General features: G+C 59.2%; 15 protein-coding genes and 1 pseudogene. 12 read left to right on the plus strand and 4 right to left on the minus strand.

The genetic code is table 11. The features are described from left to right. The first annotated feature begins 23 nt into the window (after nucleotides 1-23). Nucleotides 24-2,789, plus strand: a complete 2,766-nt coding sequence (gene polA / locus GHO25_RS05035; RefSeq protein WP_153390062.1) for a DNA polymerase I — start codon at nucleotides 24-26, stop codon at nucleotides 2,787-2,789. 312 nt (nucleotides 2,790-3,101) lie between these two features. On the opposite strand, the gene yihA is transcribed toward polA, so the two are convergent. Continuing rightward, nucleotides 3,102-3,746, minus strand: coding sequence for a ribosome biogenesis GTP-binding protein YihA/YsxC (yihA, locus tag GHO25_RS05040; protein WP_048372477.1), 645 nt, complete (start codon nucleotides 3,744-3,746; stop codon nucleotides 3,102-3,104). 207 nt (nucleotides 3,747-3,953) lie between these two features. Between yihA and GHO25_RS26465 the strand changes: the two are divergent. The 6 genes and pseudogenes from GHO25_RS26465 (at nucleotide 3,954) to GHO25_RS05065 (ending at nucleotide 9,483) form a co-directional block, all read left to right on the plus strand. Further along, nucleotides 3,954-4,214: pseudogene (locus tag GHO25_RS26465) on the plus strand (cytochrome c5 family protein). 25 nt (nucleotides 4,215-4,239) lie between these two features. Continuing rightward, the gene (locus GHO25_RS05045; protein WP_153390063.1) at nucleotides 4,240-4,860 is read left to right on the plus strand and encodes a cytochrome c; all 621 of its coding nucleotides are present in this window, start codon (nucleotides 4,240-4,242) and stop codon (nucleotides 4,858-4,860) included. A gap of 199 nt (nucleotides 4,861-5,059) precedes the next feature. Next, nucleotides 5,060-5,722 (plus strand): thiol:disulfide interchange protein DsbA/DsbL, encoded by a 663-nt coding sequence (locus tag GHO25_RS05050; protein ID WP_153327576.1) that lies wholly within the window; start codon nucleotides 5,060-5,062, stop codon nucleotides 5,720-5,722. A gap of 15 nt (nucleotides 5,723-5,737) precedes the next feature. Continuing rightward, nucleotides 5,738-6,613, plus strand: a complete 876-nt coding sequence (locus tag GHO25_RS05055; protein ID WP_048372482.1) for an endonuclease/exonuclease/phosphatase family protein — start codon at nucleotides 5,738-5,740, stop codon at nucleotides 6,611-6,613. Then, entirely contained in the window at nucleotides 6,610-8,619 is a 2,010-nt protein-coding gene (locus GHO25_RS05060) for a GGDEF domain-containing protein (RefSeq protein ID WP_153390064.1), read from the plus strand. The genes GHO25_RS05055 and GHO25_RS05060 overlap by 4 nt, the downstream gene beginning before the upstream one ends. An 87-nt stretch (nucleotides 8,620-8,706) precedes the next feature. Then, nucleotides 8,707-9,483: an N-acetylmuramoyl-L-alanine amidase gene (locus GHO25_RS05065; protein WP_048372488.1), complete on the plus strand. Its 777-nt coding sequence runs from the start codon at nucleotides 8,707-8,709 to the stop codon at nucleotides 9,481-9,483. Nucleotides 9,484-9,635: 152 nt separating this feature from the next. Here GHO25_RS05065 and GHO25_RS05070 read toward each other — a convergent pair whose 3' ends face one another. After that, nucleotides 9,636-11,423 carry a KinB sensor domain-containing domain gene (locus GHO25_RS05070; RefSeq protein ID WP_153327569.1) on the minus strand — a complete coding sequence of 596 codons (1,788 nt, stop codon included), beginning with the start codon at nucleotides 11,421-11,423 and terminating at the stop codon, nucleotides 9,636-9,638. A gap of 10 nt (nucleotides 11,424-11,433) precedes the next feature. Next, nucleotides 11,434-12,780 (minus strand): sigma-54-dependent response regulator transcription factor AlgB, encoded by a 1,347-nt coding sequence (algB, locus tag GHO25_RS05075; protein WP_048372493.1) that lies wholly within the window; start codon nucleotides 12,778-12,780, stop codon nucleotides 11,434-11,436. 442 nt (nucleotides 12,781-13,222) lie between these two features. Between algB and GHO25_RS05080 the strand changes: the two genes are divergently transcribed. The 5 genes from GHO25_RS05080 to GHO25_RS05100 all read left to right on the plus strand — a co-directional run bounded on the left by GHO25_RS05080 (nucleotide 13,223) and on the right by GHO25_RS05100 (nucleotide 17,630). After that, on the plus strand, nucleotides 13,223-13,522 hold the full coding sequence (locus tag GHO25_RS05080) for a hypothetical protein (protein WP_153327567.1): 300 nt from the start codon (nucleotides 13,223-13,225) through the stop codon (nucleotides 13,520-13,522). Nucleotides 13,523-13,604: 82 nt separating this feature from the next. After that, the gene (locus GHO25_RS05085; protein ID WP_019828122.1) at nucleotides 13,605-13,769 is read left to right on the plus strand and encodes a DUF1328 domain-containing protein; all 165 of its coding nucleotides are present in this window, start codon (nucleotides 13,605-13,607) and stop codon (nucleotides 13,767-13,769) included. A gap of 2 nt (nucleotides 13,770-13,771) precedes the next feature. Continuing rightward, complete coding sequence (locus tag GHO25_RS05090; protein ID WP_048372499.1) at nucleotides 13,772-14,236, plus strand: inhibitor of vertebrate lysozyme family protein; 465 nt, start codon at nucleotides 13,772-13,774, stop codon at nucleotides 14,234-14,236. Nucleotides 14,237-14,796: 560 nt separating this feature from the next. Further along, nucleotides 14,797-16,110 carry a glutamate/aspartate:proton symporter GltP gene (gltP, locus tag GHO25_RS05095; RefSeq protein ID WP_048372502.1) on the plus strand — a complete coding sequence of 438 codons (1,314 nt, stop codon included), beginning with the start codon at nucleotides 14,797-14,799 and terminating at the stop codon, nucleotides 16,108-16,110. Between the two features lie 290 nt (nucleotides 16,111-16,400). Continuing rightward, on the plus strand, nucleotides 16,401-17,630 hold the full coding sequence (locus tag GHO25_RS05100; protein ID WP_153327565.1) for a nucleoside recognition domain-containing protein: 1,230 nt from the start codon (nucleotides 16,401-16,403) through the stop codon (nucleotides 17,628-17,630). 166 nt (nucleotides 17,631-17,796) lie between these two features. On the opposite strand, the gene GHO25_RS05105 is transcribed toward GHO25_RS05100, so the two are convergent. After that, nucleotides 17,797-18,177, minus strand: coding sequence for a hypothetical protein (locus tag GHO25_RS05105; RefSeq protein ID WP_048372505.1), 381 nt, complete (start codon nucleotides 18,175-18,177; stop codon nucleotides 17,797-17,799). Nucleotides 18,178-18,285 lie beyond the last annotated feature (108 nt).

The following is an 18,285-nucleotide window of genomic DNA, read 5'->3' on the forward strand; positions in this document are numbered from 1 at the left end:
CGCCGAAAAGGTTGATCCTGCTCATGAGCCAAGCACCCCTCGTCCTGGTGGACGGTTCTTCATATTTGTACCGCGCCTTCCACGCGCTTCCGCCGCTGACTACGTCCAAAGGCTTGCCGACCGGCGCCGTAAAGGGCGTGCTAAACATGTTGAAGAGTCTGCGCAAGCAGTACCCGGACAGCCCGTTTGCCGTGGTTTTCGATGCCAAGGGCGGGACATTTCGCGATGACATGTACGCCGAATACAAGGCCAATCGCCCGAGCATGCCCGATGACATGCGGGTCCAGATCGAGCCTTTGCACGCCAGCGTGATCGCTCTGGGCTTCCCGTTGCTGTGCGTCGAAGGCGTTGAAGCGGACGACGTGATCGGCACCCTGGCCCGCAGCAGCGCCGCCGCAGACCGACCAGTGGTCATTTCCACCGGCGATAAAGACATGGCGCAGCTGGTGGATGGCCACATCACTTTGGTCAACACCATGACCGGCAGCACGCTGGACGTTGAGGGCGTCAAAGAGAAGTTCGGCGTCTCGCCCGAGCAGATCATCGACTACCTGGCGCTGATGGGCGACTCGTCCGACAACATCCCTGGCGTTCCGGGCATCGGTCCGAAAACCGCCTCGGGTTTGCTGGTGGGCGTCAACGGCGGTTTGGTCGAGCTGTACGAGCACCTCGACATCGTGCCGACCCTGCCGATTCGCGGCGCAAAAAACCTGCCCGCAAAACTCGAAGAACACCGCGAAATGGCGTTTTTGTCGTACCAGCTGGCCACGATCAAGATCGACGTGCCGCTGGACATCGGCCTCGACGACCTGCACCTCAAAGCGCCCGATTGCGACAAGCTGATAGAGCTGTACACCGAGCTGGAATTCAAAAGCTGGATCGCCGAAGTCGAGCGCGATGCCAAGCGCGCAGGCCAGGTGATCACCCACGAAGCCCCTGCGGCGCCGACCGAAGAGCTGCAATACGAAACCATCCTCGATCAGGCCCGTTTCGACGTGTGGTTGAAAAAGCTCAACGACGCCAAGCTGATTGCCTTTGACACCGAAACCACCGGGCTGGACGCGCAGCAAGCGCAACTGGTGGGCGTGTCATTTGCGGTCAAGCCGGGCGAAGCGGCCTACATCCCGTTGACCCACTCCTACATGGGCGTGCCGGATCAACTAGACCGTGACACAGTGCTGCGCGCACTCAAGCCGCTGCTCGAAGACCCGAACAAGGCCAAGGTCGGCCAACACGCCAAGTTCGATATCAACATCTTGGCCAACTGCGCCATTGGCGGTGATCAAGCCAACGGCATCGCCGTGCAAGGTGTTGCCTTCGACACCATGCTGGAGTCCTACGTGCTCGACTCCACGGCCACTCGCCATGACATGGACAGCCTGGCGCTGAAATACCTGGGCCACACCACAACCAGTTTTCAGGACATTGCCGGCAAAGGCGTCAAACAGCTGACATTTGACCAGATCTCTCTGGAACTGGCCGGGCCGTATGCCGCAGAAGATGCTGACGTGACCCTGCGCCTGCACCACGTGCTGCACGAAAAACTGCAAGCGATCCCGAGCCTGAACAGCGTGCTGACCGACATTGAAATGCCGCTGGTGCCGGTTCTGGCCCGTATTGAGCGCCAAGGCGCGCTGGTGGACGCCAAGCTGCTGGGCGTGCAGAGCGTTGAGCTGGGCGACAAAATGGTGGCGCTTGAACGTGAGGCGTTCGAGATTGCCGGTGAAGAATTCAACCTCGGTTCGCCCAAGCAATTGGGCGTGATCCTGTACGAAAAACTTGGCCTGCCAATCATCAGCAAAACCGCCAAAGGTCAGCCTTCGACGGCCGAAGCGGTACTGGCCGAGCTTGCCGAGCAAGACTTCCCGCTGCCCAAGGTGCTGATGCAGTACCGCTCGATGAGCAAGCTGAAAAGCACGTACACCGACCGCCTGCCCGAGCAGATCAACCCGCGCACCGGGCGCATTCACACCTCGTATCACCAGGCGGTCACGGCCACCGGGCGATTGTCGTCCAGCGACCCGAACCTGCAGAACATCCCGATTCGTACCGCCGAAGGCCGCCGGATCCGTCAGGCGTTCGTCGCGCCCAAAGGCTACAAACTGCTGGCGGCGGACTATTCGCAGATCGAACTGCGGATCATGGCCCACCTGGCCAAGGACGAAGGGCTGCTGCACGCCTTCCGCAACAACCTGGACGTGCACAGCGCCACGGCGGCCGAGGTGTTTGGCGTCGACCTGAGCGATGTCACCACCGACCAGCGCCGCAGCGCCAAGGCGATCAACTTCGGTTTGATCTACGGCATGAGCGCCTTTGGTCTGGCCAAGCAGATCGGTGTCGACCGCAAACAGTCGCAGGCCTATATCGACCGCTACTTTGCGCGCTATCCGGGCGTGCTGGAGTACATGGAGCGCACGCGCACCCAGGCGGCCGAGCAAGGTTATGTCGAGACGATTTTTGGTCGTCGCCTGTACCTGCCCGAGATCAACGCGAAAAACCCGGCGTTGCGCAAAGGCGCTGAACGCACCGCGATCAACGCCCCGATGCAGGGCACTGCGGCGGACATCATCAAGAAAGCCATGGTGGCCGTGGATAACTGGCTGACGGCCTCCGGCCTCGACGCCCGCGTGATCTTGCAGGTACACGACGAACTGGTGCTGGAAGTGCGTGAAGACCTGGTGGACCAGGTGCGCGACGAGATCCGACTGCACATGAGCGAAGCGGCCACGCTCGCGGTCCCGTTGGTGGTGGAAGTGGGCGTTGGCGACAACTGGGACGAGGCGCACTGACCTAAACCTGTAGTCGCTGCCGAAGCATGAGGCTGCGAGTCTCCCCAGGGCTACCCAAGTGGCGGTCCTGCGGCCCGCATCGCGGCCTTCGTTCCTCGTCAGCGACTACTGTTTGCCAAAATTTTCAGGGGCTCAGGAACTAAACCCGCTTAACACAACTCAGATTATTTGAATGGCTGGTGAAGCCCTTCAATGCTCCTAATGTTGTGTTAAGTGTTGGCAGATTCTGGACCCCGCCCCTAGCGGTCCAGTACTTGAACCCCGAACTTCCCTCCCCCATACGAAGTCCGGGGTTTTTTTTGCCTGCCATTTTTACTCGGCGCTTTCTTCTTCGCCTTTGTTCGGCAGTTCCAGCCAATTAGCCAGCACGGTGTACGCCTCTTCCAGACCCATGCGCTTTGGCGAGGAGAACAGCTGGATGGTCACGCTGTCGCCCCACTTCTTGCGGATCTCTGACTGAATTTTAAGCAGCGTGTTTTTAGCAGCGCCGTACGTCAGTTTGTCGGCTTTGGTCAGCAAAATATGCATCGGCATGCCGCTGGAAACGGTCCAGTCGAGCATCAACAGGTCGAAATCGGTCATTGGATGACGAACATCCATCATCAAAACCACGCCTTTGAGGCTTTCGCGGCTGCCGAAATACGCCTCAAGGTGACGCTGCCAGTGCATTTTCAACGGGATGGGCACTTTCGCGTAGCCGTAACCCGGCAAGTCGACCAGGCGACGGTCTTCGTCCAGCTTGAAGAAGTTCAGCAGCTGCGTACGGCCCGGGGTTTTCGAGGTTCGCGCCAGGCTGGCGTGGGTCAACGTGTTGAGCGCACTGGACTTGCCGGCGTTGGAACGCCCGGCAAAGGCGACTTCAAAGCCTTCGTCATCGGGGCATTGATCAACCTTGGCAGCGCTGAGCATGAAGGTAGCCTGTTGGCACAGACCGAGAATGGGGTTCTTGAGTTGCATGGGATTTCCGATGTGAGCGGCGTCAGGAATGGACGCGGCGTGCGTGTCGTTTCCGTTTCAGTGGCGCCAGTATATAATGCCGCAGATTTTGTGTGTGCTTTGTCCCGGCGTAGGACGAAGAACAAGAGCCAGGGTGCGCATTAGAACGCATCACGCTCCCAACCCTGAAAAAATCGTTTAAACGAATTGGCTGCTGCCGGTGTCTTGATGCCGCCTGACAGCGTTCAGGCTACACAGGATCCGGAAGCCGTGTACAACCGCGTTTGTATTGCCTGCCATGAAGGTCAGCGATTCATAACACCGAAACCGGGTGTAAAGGCCGAGGGTAAGTTAAGCAGACGTTGGTGCAACACGTGCCCCAGGGTGAAAAGGCGATGCCGCCGCGTGGTGTGTGCACGGACTGCAGTGTCGAGGATTACCAGCCAATCATCCAGTGGATGAATGAGTAAGCCCGGCCATAACTCTTAACCCTTAGCCGTAGTTGGATTAGCTGATGAACAAATTTTTCGTGAGTCTGCTGTTGACCATGGGCGTTAGTGGTATCGCCCAGGCCGCAGGTACCACCGTTGTGGGTGATGCCGCCGCCGGTCAGGCAAAAACTGCTGTCTGTGGCGCGTGTCACGGCCCCGACGGCAATAGCATGGCCCCCAACTTCCCCAAACTGGCCGGGCAAGGTGATCGCTACCTGCTCAAGCAACTGCATGAAATCAAGGACGGCAAACGCCAGGTCCTTGAAATGACCGGCCAGTTGAACAACCTGAACGATCAGGACCTCGCGGACATCGCCGCCTACTACGCCAGCCAAAAAAGCTCTGTCGGCGCCGCTGACCCGGCCCTGGTTGCTCGCGGAGAAGAACTGTTCCGTGGCGGCGACCTGCAAAAAGGCCTGCCCGCCTGCACCGGCTGCCATGCACCGGACGGCCAGGGCAACGCACCTGCCGGCTTCCCCCATGTGGGCGGCCAACACGCCAGTTACATCGAGAAACAGCTCACTGACTTCCGCGAAGGCGACCGTACCAACGACGGTGATTCGATGATCATGCGCGCCATTGCAGCCAAGCTGAGCAACAAGGACATCAAGGCGTTGGCCAGCTACATTCAGGGTCTGCACTGATTGGTGTAGGCAGGATGCAGCCAACCCGCAATGCATTTATTGACGTTAACGGTCGTTTAATCTTTGAATGTAAGCGTGTCAGGGCAGCCCAGGCTGCCCTTTTTCCTGCTATCTGCCGCTACACTACCGAACTCAAGCCAGAACAGACCTGTCTCAAAACAGGCCACGTCAGGCGACCTTATTTGTCCAGGAGTAAAGCATGCGTAATCTGATTCTCAGCGCCGTTCTCGTCAGCGCCTCCCTGTTTGGCATGACTGCTCAAGCTGCCGATGTCCCGCTTGAAGCCGGCAAGACCTACGTTGAGTTGGCGAATCCCGTTCCGGTTGCAGAGCCTGGCAAAATCGAAGTGGTTGAACTGTTCTGGTACGGCTGCCCGCACTGCTATGCGTTTGAGCCCACCATCAATCCGTGGGCGGCAAAGCTGCCGGCTGACGTGCATTTCGTGCGTATCCCGGCCATGTTTGGCGGCCCATGGGACGCACACGGCCAGCTGTTCCTGACCCTGGACGCCATGGGCGTAGAGAACAAAGTACACGCAGCGATCTTCAATGCCATCCAGAAGGAAGGCAAACGTCTGACCGACAAAAACGACATGGCTGATTTCGTGGCCACTCAGGGCGTCGATAAAGACAAATTCCTGCAAACCTTCGACTCTTTCGCCATCAAAGGCAAAATCGCCCAAGCTAAAGAACTGGCCAAGAAGTACGAGGTTTCTGGCGTCCCGACCCTGATCGTCAACGGTAAGTACCGCTTCGACCTCGGCACCGCAGGCGGCCCGGAACAAGCGCTGAACGTGGCAGACCAACTGATCGCCAAAGAGCGTGCAGTTGAGAAAGCGGCGCCACAAGCGGCCAAAAACTAAGCGGCGCCCTCTCCCGTGCGGCGCTGGAAGAGCGAACGAATCGTTGGCCTGCACGAACCGCAGGTCAACGAAGATCATGTGCCGGGCAGTGGCCTGGCGGATGATCGACGCTTGCGTTTGCTCAGCTTCAATATCCAGGTCGGTAACAGCACCCACAGTTACCGCCATTACCTGACCCGCAGCTGGCAGCACCTGCTGCCACACAAAGGGCGGGCAGGTAACCTGGAGAAAATAGGCGACCTGTTGAGCGACTTCGATCTGGTCGCGCTGCAGGAAGCCGATGGCGGCAGCCATCGCTCCGGCTACATCAATCAGGTCAAATACCTGGCCCAACAGGGCGAATTCCCCTACTGGTATCAACAACTCAATCGCAACCTGGGTCGCCTGGCGCAGCACAGCAATGGCGTGCTCAGCCGTTTGCGCCCTTCTGCCATTGAAGATCACCCTTTGCCAGGCCCCGCAGGGCGTGGCGCCATTTTAGTGCGCTTTGGGGACGGCCCCGATGCGCTGATCGTCGTCGTGATGCACCTGGCGCTGGGCACTAAAACCCGCACCCGGCAGCTGGCGTACGTTCGCGAACTGATTAGCGGCTACCAGCACCAAGTGCTGATGGGCGACATGAACACGCACGCCAGTGACTTGCTCGACACCTCGCCGCTGCGCGATCTCGGCTTGCTGGCGCCGCAAATGCAGGCCACCTTCCCCAGTTGGCGGCCGCAACGTTGCCTCGATCATATTTTGCTCAGCCCAAGCCTCACCCTTGAACGCGTGCAGGTGCTCGACCAGCCTATTTCCGACCACTTGCCGGTGGCAGTTGATATCCGTCTGCCCGGCTCTGTGGGCGGCGACTTGTTGCCCGTGCTGAGCCCGCCTCATGAGCCACTGGCATGAGCGCCGATGACGCCTCACGCTGGAAAGAAAAATACCTGAAGAGCGTCGAGCAACAAGACAAGCTCGAACGGCGCTGGAACGCGCGCCTTGACCTGTTGCGTCGCGGCCTGGTGCGCAGCACGCTGGCGGCCGAAGGCACCGACCGCACCGTTGACCAGTGCATGAAAGAAATGCGCGAAGCCGTGCGCACCGATGACATGGACGCCCCCTTGGCCGCCCTGCTCCCGCGCCTTGAAAAAGCCGTGCTCGACTCCGAGCAACGCCGCGAAACCCGCATCGACCAAATGAGCGTCGCGCTCAACGCGCTGGTCACGCAGTTGCAAGCCCTGCCCTTGCCCCGCGACGTCAGCAAACCGCTAAAAGCGTTCGCCAAGCAACTCGATAACCGGGTCACCCAGGCGCGTGAAATCCCGTTACTGCTGAGTGAACTGAGCACCTTGCAGGGCCGCGCGCTGGCGCCACAGCAGCACACCGCTGAACCGGCCAAGCCAGGCCTGTTGCAGCGCCTGTTTGGCACTCAAGAAGCTGACAAGGCCGATCTGCCCGAAAGCCCGGCACCCGCGCCAACGCCAACGCCAACGCCAACGCCACCTAAAGTGTCGAGCACGCCAACCCCCAGGCCTATCGCCCCTGCGCCAGCCGAGGTGCCTGAAGCCTTACCCGCGCAAGCCCCGCCTGAAGCCAACGTTGAGGCGCCGCCGCCCACTGAGCCTCCAGTCCCGGAGGCTACAGTCGCGGAGCCTGAGGTCGTCGACGAAGCGGTCGTCATCGGCGCCCTTGAGTCGGTTGTAGCGCTCGTCGACGCCGAAAACGCGCGCCTCGAAGAAGACGTTGAGGCGCCTGAACCTGCCGAAACCCTTGAGCCGCAGGCGCCAGCGTTACAGCCTGCACCACCTGCCGAACCCGCAGCCGACTCAACCTTTGCCCTGCCCGAAAGCCCCGAGCCCACTTACAGCTCAGTAGCGGAGCATATTGAATCCACCCTGCTCGGCTTGTTGAACGACCTGTCGCTACCCGAGCACCATCGGCCCCAGGCCGAGGCCATGCGCAAACGCCTCGAAAAAGGGCTTAACTGGTACGAATTACTGCCGATCCTCGATGATCTCGCGGTGTTGATGCTGGCCATCACTGACAGCGGCCAGCATGAATTTGAAACCTACCTCAAGCAGCTCAATGAGCGCCTGGAGTCGTTTCAAAGCAACCTGCAAGCAGCAAGTACCGGGCACGCCCTGGGGCGCTCCGAGGCAGAGCAACTGGACAACCAGATACGCGAGCACGTCGACAGCCTGCAAAGCAGCGTGCAAGACGCCGTCGACCTGAACAGCCTCAAGCACATCCTCGAAAACCGTCTCGAAGGCTTGCTGGGCACGATGGACCACCACCGACAGCAACGGGATGCCCGTGAGCAAGAGCTGTGCACCCACCTGCAAGGCCTGTCCGAACGCGTGGCCTTCATGGAGCAGCAAGCCCAAGGTTACCGTGAACACCTTGAAGAACAGCGCCTCAAAGCCTTGATCGACCCGCTGACCGGGCTGCCCAACCGCGCGGCCTGGAGCGAACGCCTGGCCCATGAAGTTGCGCAATGGCAAACCCACGGCAACCCGCTGCTGATCGCCATGCTCGACCTTGACCACTTCAAGCGCATTAACGATGGCTATGGCCATCTGGCCGGTGACAAAGTGCTCAAGATCATCGCCGCACAATTGACCAAACACCTGCGCCCCGGCGATTTCGTGGCGCGCTTTGGCGGCGAAGAATTCGTCCTGCTCATCCCCAACACACCGCTGCCCGCAGGCCTGCAATTGCTCGAAACGCTGCGCGCTGCGATTGAGGCCTGCCCGTTCCACTTCAAGGGCGAGCCGGTCACGCTCACCGCGTCCATCGGGGTCGCGCCCTTCGCCTTGGGCGAGCGCAGCGAACAGGTGCTTAAACGCGCTGACGAGGCCTTGTACCGGGCCAAGCACAAGGGCCGCAACACGATAGAGTTCAGCCAGGCTTCAGCTTGACGCCCTGCCCGCGCAGGCAGCGTTCAGATACGTTCCGGGACCAGTCATGTATGCTGGCCAATTAATTGCTCAGATACCTTTTTTGCCATGAAATTTTTAACGTTGATCATCTCTTTTGTTCTGCTGGCCGGTTGCGCCAGCGGTCCGCGCATGGACACCAGTCACCCCTCGGCCAACCACGACAGCCGCGTGCAGTTCATCGTGCTTCACTACACCTCCACCTCGCTTGAGCGCTCATTGCAGTTGCTGACCAGCGGGCCGGTGAGCAGCCACTACCTGATCGGCGACACGCCCCCGACCATCTACAAGCTGGTCGATGAGAGCCAGCGTTCCTGGCACGCCGGTGAAAGCCAATGGCGAGGCCGCACCTGGCTCAACTCAAGCTCGATTGGCATCGAAATCGTCAACCCGGGCTACCACGACACCCCGACCGGTCGCGTCTGGTACCCCTACACCGAAGGTCAGATCCAGTCGGTGATCGCGCTGCTCAAAGACATCTCGACGCGCTACAAGATCGACCCGCACAACATCATCGGCCACAGCGACATTGCGCCATTGCGCAAGCTCGATCCGGGCCCGATGTTCCCCTGGAAGCGCCTGGCCGAGGCCGGTTTCGGGATCTGGCCAAACGCCCAGGCCGTGGCCCGCGAGCAGGCCCGCTATGCCAACGCGATGCCCAGCATCACCTGGTTTCAGCAGCAATTAGCGTTGTTGGGGTATGAGACGCCGCAAACCGGCGAACTGGACGTTGCCACACGCCACGTGCTGGCGGCGTTCCAGATGCACTTTAGGCCTTCGCGTTTCGACGGCACGCCTGATGCAGAAAGCGCGGCGATATTGAACGTGCTGAATACGCAGCGGTAGAGCTATTCGGACTGCGCAGATCCTGTAGTCGCTGCCGCAGGCTGCGAAGGGTTGCGAAGCAACCCGTTTCTCAAAAACGCCGCAGAACCTTCGCCCTTTTGCAGTCTTGGCAGACTCGCAGCCTCGCGGAGCTCGGCAGCGACTACAAGCCCTTACAGCGGCAGCGCCATGTAGAACTGCGTGCCTTGCCCCGGCCGTGAGTACACGCCAATGCGCCCGCCGTGCAGTTGCACAATCTCTTTGCACAACGCCAAGCCCAAGCCCGCGCCGCCCTTTTTCCGGCCCACTTGTACGAAGGGTTCGAAGATACGGCCTTGCTGGCCGTAGGCAATGCCCTCGCCACTGTCTTCAATGCTCATGATGACCCGCTCCCCGTGACGCCGCGCTTGCAGGCGGATTTGCCCGCCACTGGCGGTATGGCGCAAGGCATTGTCCAGCAGGTTATCCAGCACGCGCTCCAGCTGCGCCTGATCGGCATTCAGCACCGGCAGCTCCGGCTGCAAATCAATCAGTAGCTCGATGTTCTTGGCCGTCGCCCGATCGGCAAACCGTGCACGGGCCTCATTGAGCATTTGCTCAAGGTTGCACGGGGCCAGCGTGAGCTTTTGCAGGCCGTTCTGATAACGCGAGAAATTCAGCAGGTCGTTGATCAACTGCATCAGCCGCTGCATCTCTTCGTTCACCGTGTTCAGCAAATCGGTTTCACGGGACTGCGGGTCAAAGCGGGCGCGCTCCAGAAACAAGCCAAACGCCATGTGCATGCCCGTGACCGGGGTGCGCAGCTCATGTGAGGCGCGCAGCACGAACTCACTGCGCACGCGCTCAAAGGCCCGCTGCTCGGTCACATCGTGCAGCACCATCACCGCCCCAAGGATCGGCCCTTTGGGCTGGCTGACCGGCGTCAGGCTGTACGTCAGCAGGCGGGTTTCGCCTTCGATGTCGACGCTCAAGTCTTCAGGCGCGCGCTCAAGGCTGCCGCCGCGCAAAACCGTCAACAGTTGCTGGTCGAGTTCCGGGCGGCCCAATGCCTCGCCCAGAGGTTGGCCCAGACGGCCCTCGTCCCAACCCAATTGGCGCTGGGCCACCGGATTCAAATGCTCCAAGCGGCCTTGCTGGTCGATCATCAGCAGGCCGTCATCAATACTGTCGAGCACCGCCTGTAGCCGTTGCTGGCCCGCCAGCAACTCATCGACATTGGTTGCCTGATGCTGGCGCAACGCCTCGGCCATGGTCCCGAAACGGCGGGTTAGCAGGTTCATTTCCGCCGCAGAGGACAGCGGCAGCACGACCTCATAGTTGCCTTTGCCGATGTTGTCAGCGGCCTTGGCCAATGCTTCGATGGGTGCGCCAAAGCGGCGGGCGATGCCATGCGCGGTCACAAAGCCGATTATCAGCACTGCCAGCCCGACCAGCCCCAGCAAGCCGGCAATGATGATAGCGCGATCACGGGCGGCGGCTTGCGCGGTATAGATGTGATCGAGCGCCTTGCGGTGCTCTTCGATCAGACCGTTGCGCAACAGGTTGAAGCGGTCGGAAAGCTCCTGGTCACTGCCGATATCCAGCGCGTTGGCATGGGCTTGTTTAAAGGCCTCCAGAAAAAGCTCGTAGTCCTCGCGGGCCTGGGCAAAACCATTGTCCAGCTTGTGTTCGCGCTCATGCTCCATCCCCTCATCGAGCAGGGCCAGGTACTCGTTCGCCGAAGATTCCAGCGCCTTGGGATCAGGGTGGTTGCGCAACATCAGGATCAACTGGTCACCCAGGGTCTGACGCAGCTTGAGGCCCAGATCGAGGGTGATGAAGTTGTTGCGGATCAGCGCCTCTTGGGATTTGGCCATCTGCATCACGCTGACCACGCCCAGCAACAAACCCAGCAGCGCCACCGTTATCAGTGCCGAAATACTCAGGAACAACCGGGTCCGCAGCTTGATCGCAAGTTTCATCAGTTTTGACTCACAGGTTGTATTGCTTGCGCTTGCGATAGAGCGTCGAGGCATCAATGCCCAGGGTTTTTGCTGCTTGATCTAACGTGTCGCTGGTCGCCAGCACCGCACCGATGTGCGCTTTTTCCAACTGATCGAGACTCAATGCTGCGCCAATACGCGGAGTATTGGGAGCGGTTTGTTCAGCCATGCCCAAGTGACTGACCTCGACCACTTCTTGAGGGCAAATAATACTGGCCCGTTCCACCACGTTGCGCAGTTCGCGGATATTACCCGGCCAGCGGTAATTGGCCAGCGCCTGGCGCGCCTGAGGGCTGAAGCCGCGGGCAGGGCGAGCGTACTCTTTAACGAAGCGGGCCAGAAACCGGTCTGCCAACGTCAAGATGTCCTCACTGCGCTCGCGTAGGGGCGGCAAGTGCAAGGTGATGACGTTCAGGCGGTAGAGCAAGTCTTCACGGAAGCGCCCGTCGCGCACCATGTCTTCAAGGTTGAGGTTGGTCGCGGCGAGGATGCGCACATCGGCGCGGCGCGTTACCGGGTCACCGACACGCTCGTAGACTTTGTCCTGAATAAAACGCAGCAGCTTAGGCTGCAAGGTCAGCGGGAAGTCACCGATTTCGTCCAGGAACAACGTGCCGCCGTCCGCCTGGCTGACCCGGCCCAAGGTGCTCTCGCTGGCCCCGGTAAAGGCGCCACGGGTGTGGCCGAACAACTCGCTTTCCATCAATTCTGCCGTCAGCGACGGGCAGTTAATCGTCACGCAGGATTTTTTGGCGCGCTTGCTCCAGCCATGAATCGCTTGCGACAACTCGCCTTTACCCGTGCCGGACTCGCCGAGAATAAGGATGTTGGCGTCAGTGCCGGCGACCTGCCGGGCCGTTTCCAGCACCGCCATCATGGCCGGGCTGTGTGAGTCGAGCCCGTCTTTGGGCTTGCGTACTTCACCTTCAAGCGCTTCGAGGCGGGCAGACAGTTGGCGTACTTCCAGTTGCTTGGCAGTGGCCAGGCGCAGTTGGTCGGGGCTGCACGGCTTGACCAGATAGTCAGCCGCACCGGCCTGAATCGCATCCACGGCGGTGTCGACAGCAGAGTGCGCGGTCACGATGACAACCCGCATCCACGGCGCTTGAATACGCATCTGGGCCAGCACATCCAGGCCGTTGTCCTCGCCCAGGCGCAGGTCCAGAAAACACAGGTCAAACACCTGACGTTGAAGCAGGGCGTCGGCTTGGGCCGCGCTATTGGCCGTGGCGACGGTGTAACCCTCGTCTTCAAGGCAATAGCGGAACGTGCGCAAGATAGCGGACTCATCATCGACCAGCAGAATGCGGCCCTGTTGCTCTTTGGATGATTCCATATCCGGCGTTCCTTTATGAGTGATCTTGGTTAGTGTCGGAATAATCGGGCAAGTTGCATGATTTTTCAGGAATGATTCAGAGGCTAACAGGGAAGGGCGCTGGACACCTCCTGTAACGCTCTGATTTTAAAGATTTTAGCGCTGACGACAGCGGCATTGTCGAGTCCGATAAATTCTCCGGTGGCCTGCTGGAGCCGCATTCAGCGGGCAGCACTGTAGCGCGCTGGCGCTGATCGTGCAGAACGCACGGTGCCATCAGGGGCCATCGTGCAGGTTGCTCGCGCCGACTCTCTTCAAAAATCTGTAACTAACTGATTTATAAAGGATTATTTCTTTCAAAAAAACTGGCATGCAGCCTGCAATATCTCTCGCATAGCCGTCACTGACCCACAAGCGCAGCGACGACACCCTCATAACAACAGCGAGTGGCAGGAGTTTGAGCATGAATCGTCAAGGTTTCGCCAGTCTGGGTATGACTTCACAGCACCTGCAGCAGGGCCTTTTCACCAGCCTGGCGCTGGTCATGACGCTCATCGGCGGCCAGCAATGGGCACATTGGCAGCAGCCAGCCCCGGCGCAATCGGTGCCAGCCCACTCCATCGCTGCCCAACAGACTCACTTCAGCGCCATTCGCTCTACCGCATTGGGCTCAAGCACCCCGATGGGCCGCTATGACCTGGCAGCTTCTGAAGACACGCAAACCGCCAACGCCCAACCCGTTCCGGAACGTTGGGTGTTTTAAGTGTTCACACGTTTAAGGCCCTGACCGGGCCTTGAGTTGCAAAACGGCATCACCCTTTCGAACAGAAATAAGGAGATTCACCATGTTGAGCTGGGCAATTACCTTCCTGATTATCGCCATCATCGCAGCAGTATTGGGCTTCGGTGGCATCGCGGGCACGGCTACCGGTATCGCCAAGATCCTCTTTGTCGTATTCCTGGTGATGTTCGTTGTGTCCTTCATCTTTGGTCGTCGTGGTCGAGGCTGACGATGTACGGTCGATCCCTTAAGGCAATGGCGGCTGCCCTGTTGATGGGCAGCAGTGCCATGACCCTTGCCGCCAATGACGGCCAGTCCCGCGCCAACCAACTGTTGAGCGACCCGGACTACCGTCAGGCCTGGCAAAAAGTGGTTAAAAAAGAGGAGCGCTTGCCTGAGTGGGTCATGAACCTCTCTGGCAGTGCTGAGCAAATGAACGCGGTGACGCAAGACGGTGACCCGTATTTAGTCGGCCCTTTGTGCGAAAACGAGCAATCGTGCTCCACCCAACGGCTGATAGTCGCGGTGAGCTTCGACAAAAAGCATGCCTACGCGCTGCTGGTTGAAGTGCCTGCGGGGTTGCCTACTGACAAATCGCCTGCACGTCATGCCGATTTCCGATACTTGGGCAAGCCTGATCCTGAGATCCAGGCGCTGCTTAAAGAGCAATTAAAGAAAGACCCTAACTGGTATTGAATGCCGGGCAGGGTAACAACGCTGTTTTCGACTGCCAAAAGCCAAGGTTTTGCCTTGGTTTTTTTGCGTCTGCCTGACACTGCCTTTCGTCGGTAATTGCTTATCCCAGTTCATTTTTTCTGAAAAAGATGTGGCTTGAACTACCCTTTGAAACGTCGACCGTATATCGACTATTGGCAAATTGATGGCTTCTCATTTTTCGATTTGTGTTGTGGGATATTTCCGAAATGTTAGCGCTGTCTGTGAGCCTTCTTTAATGCCAAAAAGGCCTTGAAACAGCCGGTTTACGGCGGTTATGTCATCTATTCTGTCAGTGCAACCCTCCTGATTTTTGAGGTCTTGTCGGACAAAACCCATGCCGATTCGGCATAGGGTAGGCGTTTACGGCATTAGACGGTAACGCCGTGCATGGGAATAGTTGCGCCTTTTTTCGCCTGCCAAAGAGCCAGTCCGGCTCGATTTGGGCGACCTTCTACGGGGGTACAGCTTGGTCCTTTTTGCGCTCTTGAGCGCTCTAGTCCGAGCCTGTACCCGAGTCCACTTGAAGTAAGGGTAATGACATGAAGAAGGCAAAACTTAGCCTCGCCTGGCAGATCCTAATCGGTCTGGTCCTCGGGATTGCAATCGGCGCACTGCTCAACCATTTCAGTGCTGAAAAGGCCTGGTGGATCAGTAACGTCCTGCAACCTGCAGGCGATATCTTTATCCGTCTGATCAAGATGATCGTAATCCCAATCGTGATTTCTTCACTGGTTGTCGGGATTGCAGGCGTGGGGGATGCGAAGAAACTCGGTCGCATCGGTCTAAAAACAATTATTTACTTCGAAGTGGTCACCACCATCGCGATCCTGGTCGGCCTGGTGCTGGCCAACGTGTTCCACCCGGGCGCCGGGATCGACATGAGCACGCTGGGCACGGTAGATATTTCCAAATATCAGGCCACTGCCGCAGAGGTGCAGCATGAACACGCGTTCATCGAGACCATCCTCAACCTGATACCGTCCAACATCTTCGCAGCCATGGCTCGCGGTGAGATGCTGCCGATCATCTTCTTCTCGGTACTATTCGGTCTTGGCTTGTCGAGCCTGAACGCCGAGCTGCGCGACCCGCTGGTGAAAACCTTCCAGGGCGTGTCCGAGTCGATGTTCAAAGTCACTCACATGATCATGAACTACGCGCCAATCGGTGTGTTTGCGCTGATCGCCGTGACCGTCGCCAACTTCGGCTTCGCCTCGCTGGTGCCATTGGCCAAGCTGGTGGTGCTGGTGTACGCGGCCATCCTCTTCTTCGCCTTCGCGGTACTGGGCCTGATCGCCAAGCTGTTCGGCTTCTCGGTGATCAAGCTGATGCGCATCTTCAAGGATGAGCTGGTCCTGGCTTACTCCACCGCCAGCTCCGAAACCGTGTTGCCACGCGTGATCGAGAAGATGGAAGCCTACGGTTGCCCGAAAGCGATTTGCAGCTTCGTGGTACCGACCGGCTACTCGTTCAACCTTGACGGTTCGACCCTGTACCAAAGCATCGCGGCCATCTTTATTGCCCAGCTGTACGGCATCGACCTGTCGATCAGCCAGCAACTGCTGCTGGTGCTGACCCTGATGGTCACCTCCAAAGGCATCGCCGGCGTACCGGGCGTGTCCTTCGTGGTACTGCTGGCCACCTTGGGCAGCGTGGGCATCCCGCTGGAAGGCCTGGCCTTCATCGCCGGTGTAGACCGTGTGATGGACATGGCGCGTACCGCCCTGAACGTCATCGGTAACGCCTTGGCCGTACTGGTCATCTCGCGCTGGGAAGGCATGTACGACGCCGCCAAAGGCGAGCGCTACTGGAACTCGCTGCCGCACTGGCGCAGCAAGGAAGCCGCCAAAGGTTAATCACCTTCGCCTGGCGCTTCACTCCCCAAACCCCGGACTTGTCCGGGGTTTGTTGTTTTAGGCGTCACGACTTTTCCTCTCCTGTAGCCGCTGCCGAGGAACGAAGGCTGCGATGGGTTGCGCAGTGACCCCAAACGGCGGTCCTGCGGCCCGCATCGCAGCCTTCGTTCCTTGTCAGCGACTACAGGTTTTGCGAGTTCTGCGTTGAACGCCATTTTGCCAACCTCCCGGCGTTTGTCGTTTCTGAGGTCTGGCCGGTATCATCTGCCGCACTTATTAGGAGTTTCCCGATGCTTAACGGCCTATGGCTCAGCTTTTTCCTTGTCGCCACGGTGTCGGCGTTTGCCCAATGGCTGGTCGGGGGAAATGCCGGGATCTTCGCGGCCATCGTTGAAAGCATCTTTTCCATGGCCAAGCTGTCGGTTGAGGTGATGGTGCTGCTGTTTGGCACGCTGACGCTGTGGCTGGGGTTTCTGCGGATTGCCGAAAAGGCCGGCATCGTCGACTGGCTGGGCAGGGCGCTAGGGCCGCTGTTCAAGCGCCTGATGCCAGAAGTTCCGCCCGGCCACCCGGCCCTGGGCTTTATCACCCTGAACTTCGCTGCCAACGGCCTGGGCCTGGACAATGCCGCCACGCCGATCGGCCTCAAGGCCATGCGCGCACTTCAAGAGCTAAACCCGAGCCCGACCAGCGCCAGTAATGCGCAAATCCTCTTCTTGGTGCTCAACGCCTCGTCGCTGACCCTGCTGCCCGTCACGATCTTTATGTACCGTGCCCAGCAAGGCGCGCCAGACCCCACGCTGGTGTTCCTGCCGATCCTGCTGGCCACCAGCGCCTCGACCCTGGTGGGCCTCTTCTCGGTGGCCATCGTGCAGCGCCTGCGCCTGTGGGACCCGGTGGTGCTGGCGTACCTGATACCCGGCGCACTGATTCTGGCGGGCTTTATGGCGCTGCTGGCGAGCCTGTCAGCGGCGGCGCTGGCGAGCTTGTCCTCGATCCTGGGCAATTTGACGCTATTCGGGCTGATCATGCTGTTTCTGGTGATCGGTGCGCTGCGCAAGGTCAAGGTTTACGAGGCGTTTGTCGAAGGCGCCAAAGAAGGTTTCGACGTAGCCAAGAACCTGCTGCCGTACCTGGTGGCGATGCTCTGCGCAGTGGGCGTATTGCGCGCTTCGGGCGCACTGGACTTTGGCCTGGACGGCATTCGCCATCTGGTCGAATGGCTGGGCTGGGACACGCGCTTTGTCGATGCGCTGCCCACGGCGATGGTCAAACCGTTTTCAGGCAGCGCGGCGCGGGCGTTGCTGATTGAAACCATGCAAACCAAAGGCGTCGACAGCTTCCCGGCCCTGGTGGCCGCGACCGTGCAGGGCAGCACGGAAACCACCTTCTATGTGCTGGCGGTGTACTTCGGTGCGGTCGGCATCCAGCGCGCCCGCCACGCCGTGAGCTGCGCCTTGCTGGCAGAGTTCTCAGGCGTGGTGGCAGCGATTGCGGTGTGCTACTGGTTCTTCGGCTAAACCGCGTTGCCGCCTCGTCTTTGACGCCGCGCTGTCGCGCAGCAAACAGGCCACCGCGTATCTTCAGCATCCCCCAATCGGTTCCCTCTCCTTCGGGAGAGGGGGCTCTTAGGTCAAAAGCCAGATCAAAAGATCGCGAGGCAAGCTCGCTCCTACGGGTTGGGGATCAAGCCTTCGGCTTTTTACGCGGCTTGAGGTACTTGGTCAGGCCCTGAAACCAGATGACCTGCGCCGGATTACCCTTGATCTGAATCGACTTGTCCTGGATCCCGGTCATAAACGCCAGTTGCTTGTTCTTGGCTTGCATTGTGGCAAAGCCGTAAGCGGCATCTTTAAAGGCGATGGCAAACACCGGGTCCGGGTATAAGCCCGAGTGGCTGGTAATACGCTGGTTTTTGACTTTGAAGTGACGGGCGACTTTGCCATCGAGGGTTTGCAGCTGGAACACCATGTCTTTATCAACCAATTGCTGTTGAAAAGCAGGGTTTTTACGGCTGGCTTTGCCCATCAGAAAGCCCAGCATCCAGAGCAGAAAACGAAATTTCATGTACGCGGCCTCGGGGAATAAATAAAGAGCCGGCGCAGTTTAACGATTTGAGCGAAGAACGCCACATATCCAAAGAAATAGGCGCTGATAGACGGGTTTTTGCCACTT

Source organism: Pseudomonas sp. FSL R10-1350 (assembly GCF_009600525.1).
Classification (GTDB): domain Bacteria; phylum Pseudomonadota; class Gammaproteobacteria; order Pseudomonadales; family Pseudomonadaceae; genus Aquipseudomonas; species Aquipseudomonas helleri.

Excerpts from the sequence above, each read along its gene's own strand:
- GHO25_RS05045 (WP_153390063.1), top strand. The coding sequence starts at position 4,240 with ATGAACAAATTTTTCGTGAGTCTGCTGTTGACCATGGGCGTTAGTGGT.
- GHO25_RS05060 (WP_153390064.1), top strand. The coding sequence starts at position 6,610 with ATGAGCGCCGATGACGCCTCACGCTGGAAAGAAAAATACCTGAAGAGC.
- GHO25_RS05090 (WP_048372499.1), top strand. The coding sequence starts at position 13,772 with ATGTACGGTCGATCCCTTAAGGCAATGGCGGCTGCCCTGTTGATGGGC.
- GHO25_RS05070 (WP_153327569.1), bottom strand. The coding sequence starts at position 11,423 with ATGAAACTTGCGATCAAGCTGCGGACCCGGTTGTTCCTGAGTATTTCG.
- GHO25_RS05085 (WP_019828122.1), top strand. The coding sequence starts at position 13,605 with ATGTTGAGCTGGGCAATTACCTTCCTGATTATCGCCATCATCGCAGCA.
- GHO25_RS05050 (WP_153327576.1), top strand. The coding sequence starts at position 5,060 with ATGCGTAATCTGATTCTCAGCGCCGTTCTCGTCAGCGCCTCCCTGTTT.
- gltP (WP_048372502.1), top strand. The coding sequence starts at position 14,797 with ATGAAGAAGGCAAAACTTAGCCTCGCCTGGCAGATCCTAATCGGTCTG.
- polA (WP_153390062.1), top strand. The coding sequence starts at position 24 with ATGAGCCAAGCACCCCTCGTCCTGGTGGACGGTTCTTCATATTTGTAC.
- GHO25_RS05065 (WP_048372488.1), top strand. The coding sequence starts at position 8,707 with ATGAAATTTTTAACGTTGATCATCTCTTTTGTTCTGCTGGCCGGTTGC.
- algB (WP_048372493.1), bottom strand. The coding sequence starts at position 12,780 with ATGGAATCATCCAAAGAGCAACAGGGCCGCATTCTGCTGGTCGATGAT.
- GHO25_RS05080 (WP_153327567.1), top strand. The coding sequence starts at position 13,223 with ATGAATCGTCAAGGTTTCGCCAGTCTGGGTATGACTTCACAGCACCTG.
- yihA (WP_048372477.1), bottom strand. The coding sequence starts at position 3,746 with ATGCAACTCAAGAACCCCATTCTCGGTCTGTGCCAACAGGCTACCTTC.
- GHO25_RS05100 (WP_153327565.1), top strand. The coding sequence starts at position 16,401 with ATGCTTAACGGCCTATGGCTCAGCTTTTTCCTTGTCGCCACGGTGTCG.
- GHO25_RS05105 (WP_048372505.1), bottom strand. The coding sequence starts at position 18,177 with ATGAAATTTCGTTTTCTGCTCTGGATGCTGGGCTTTCTGATGGGCAAA.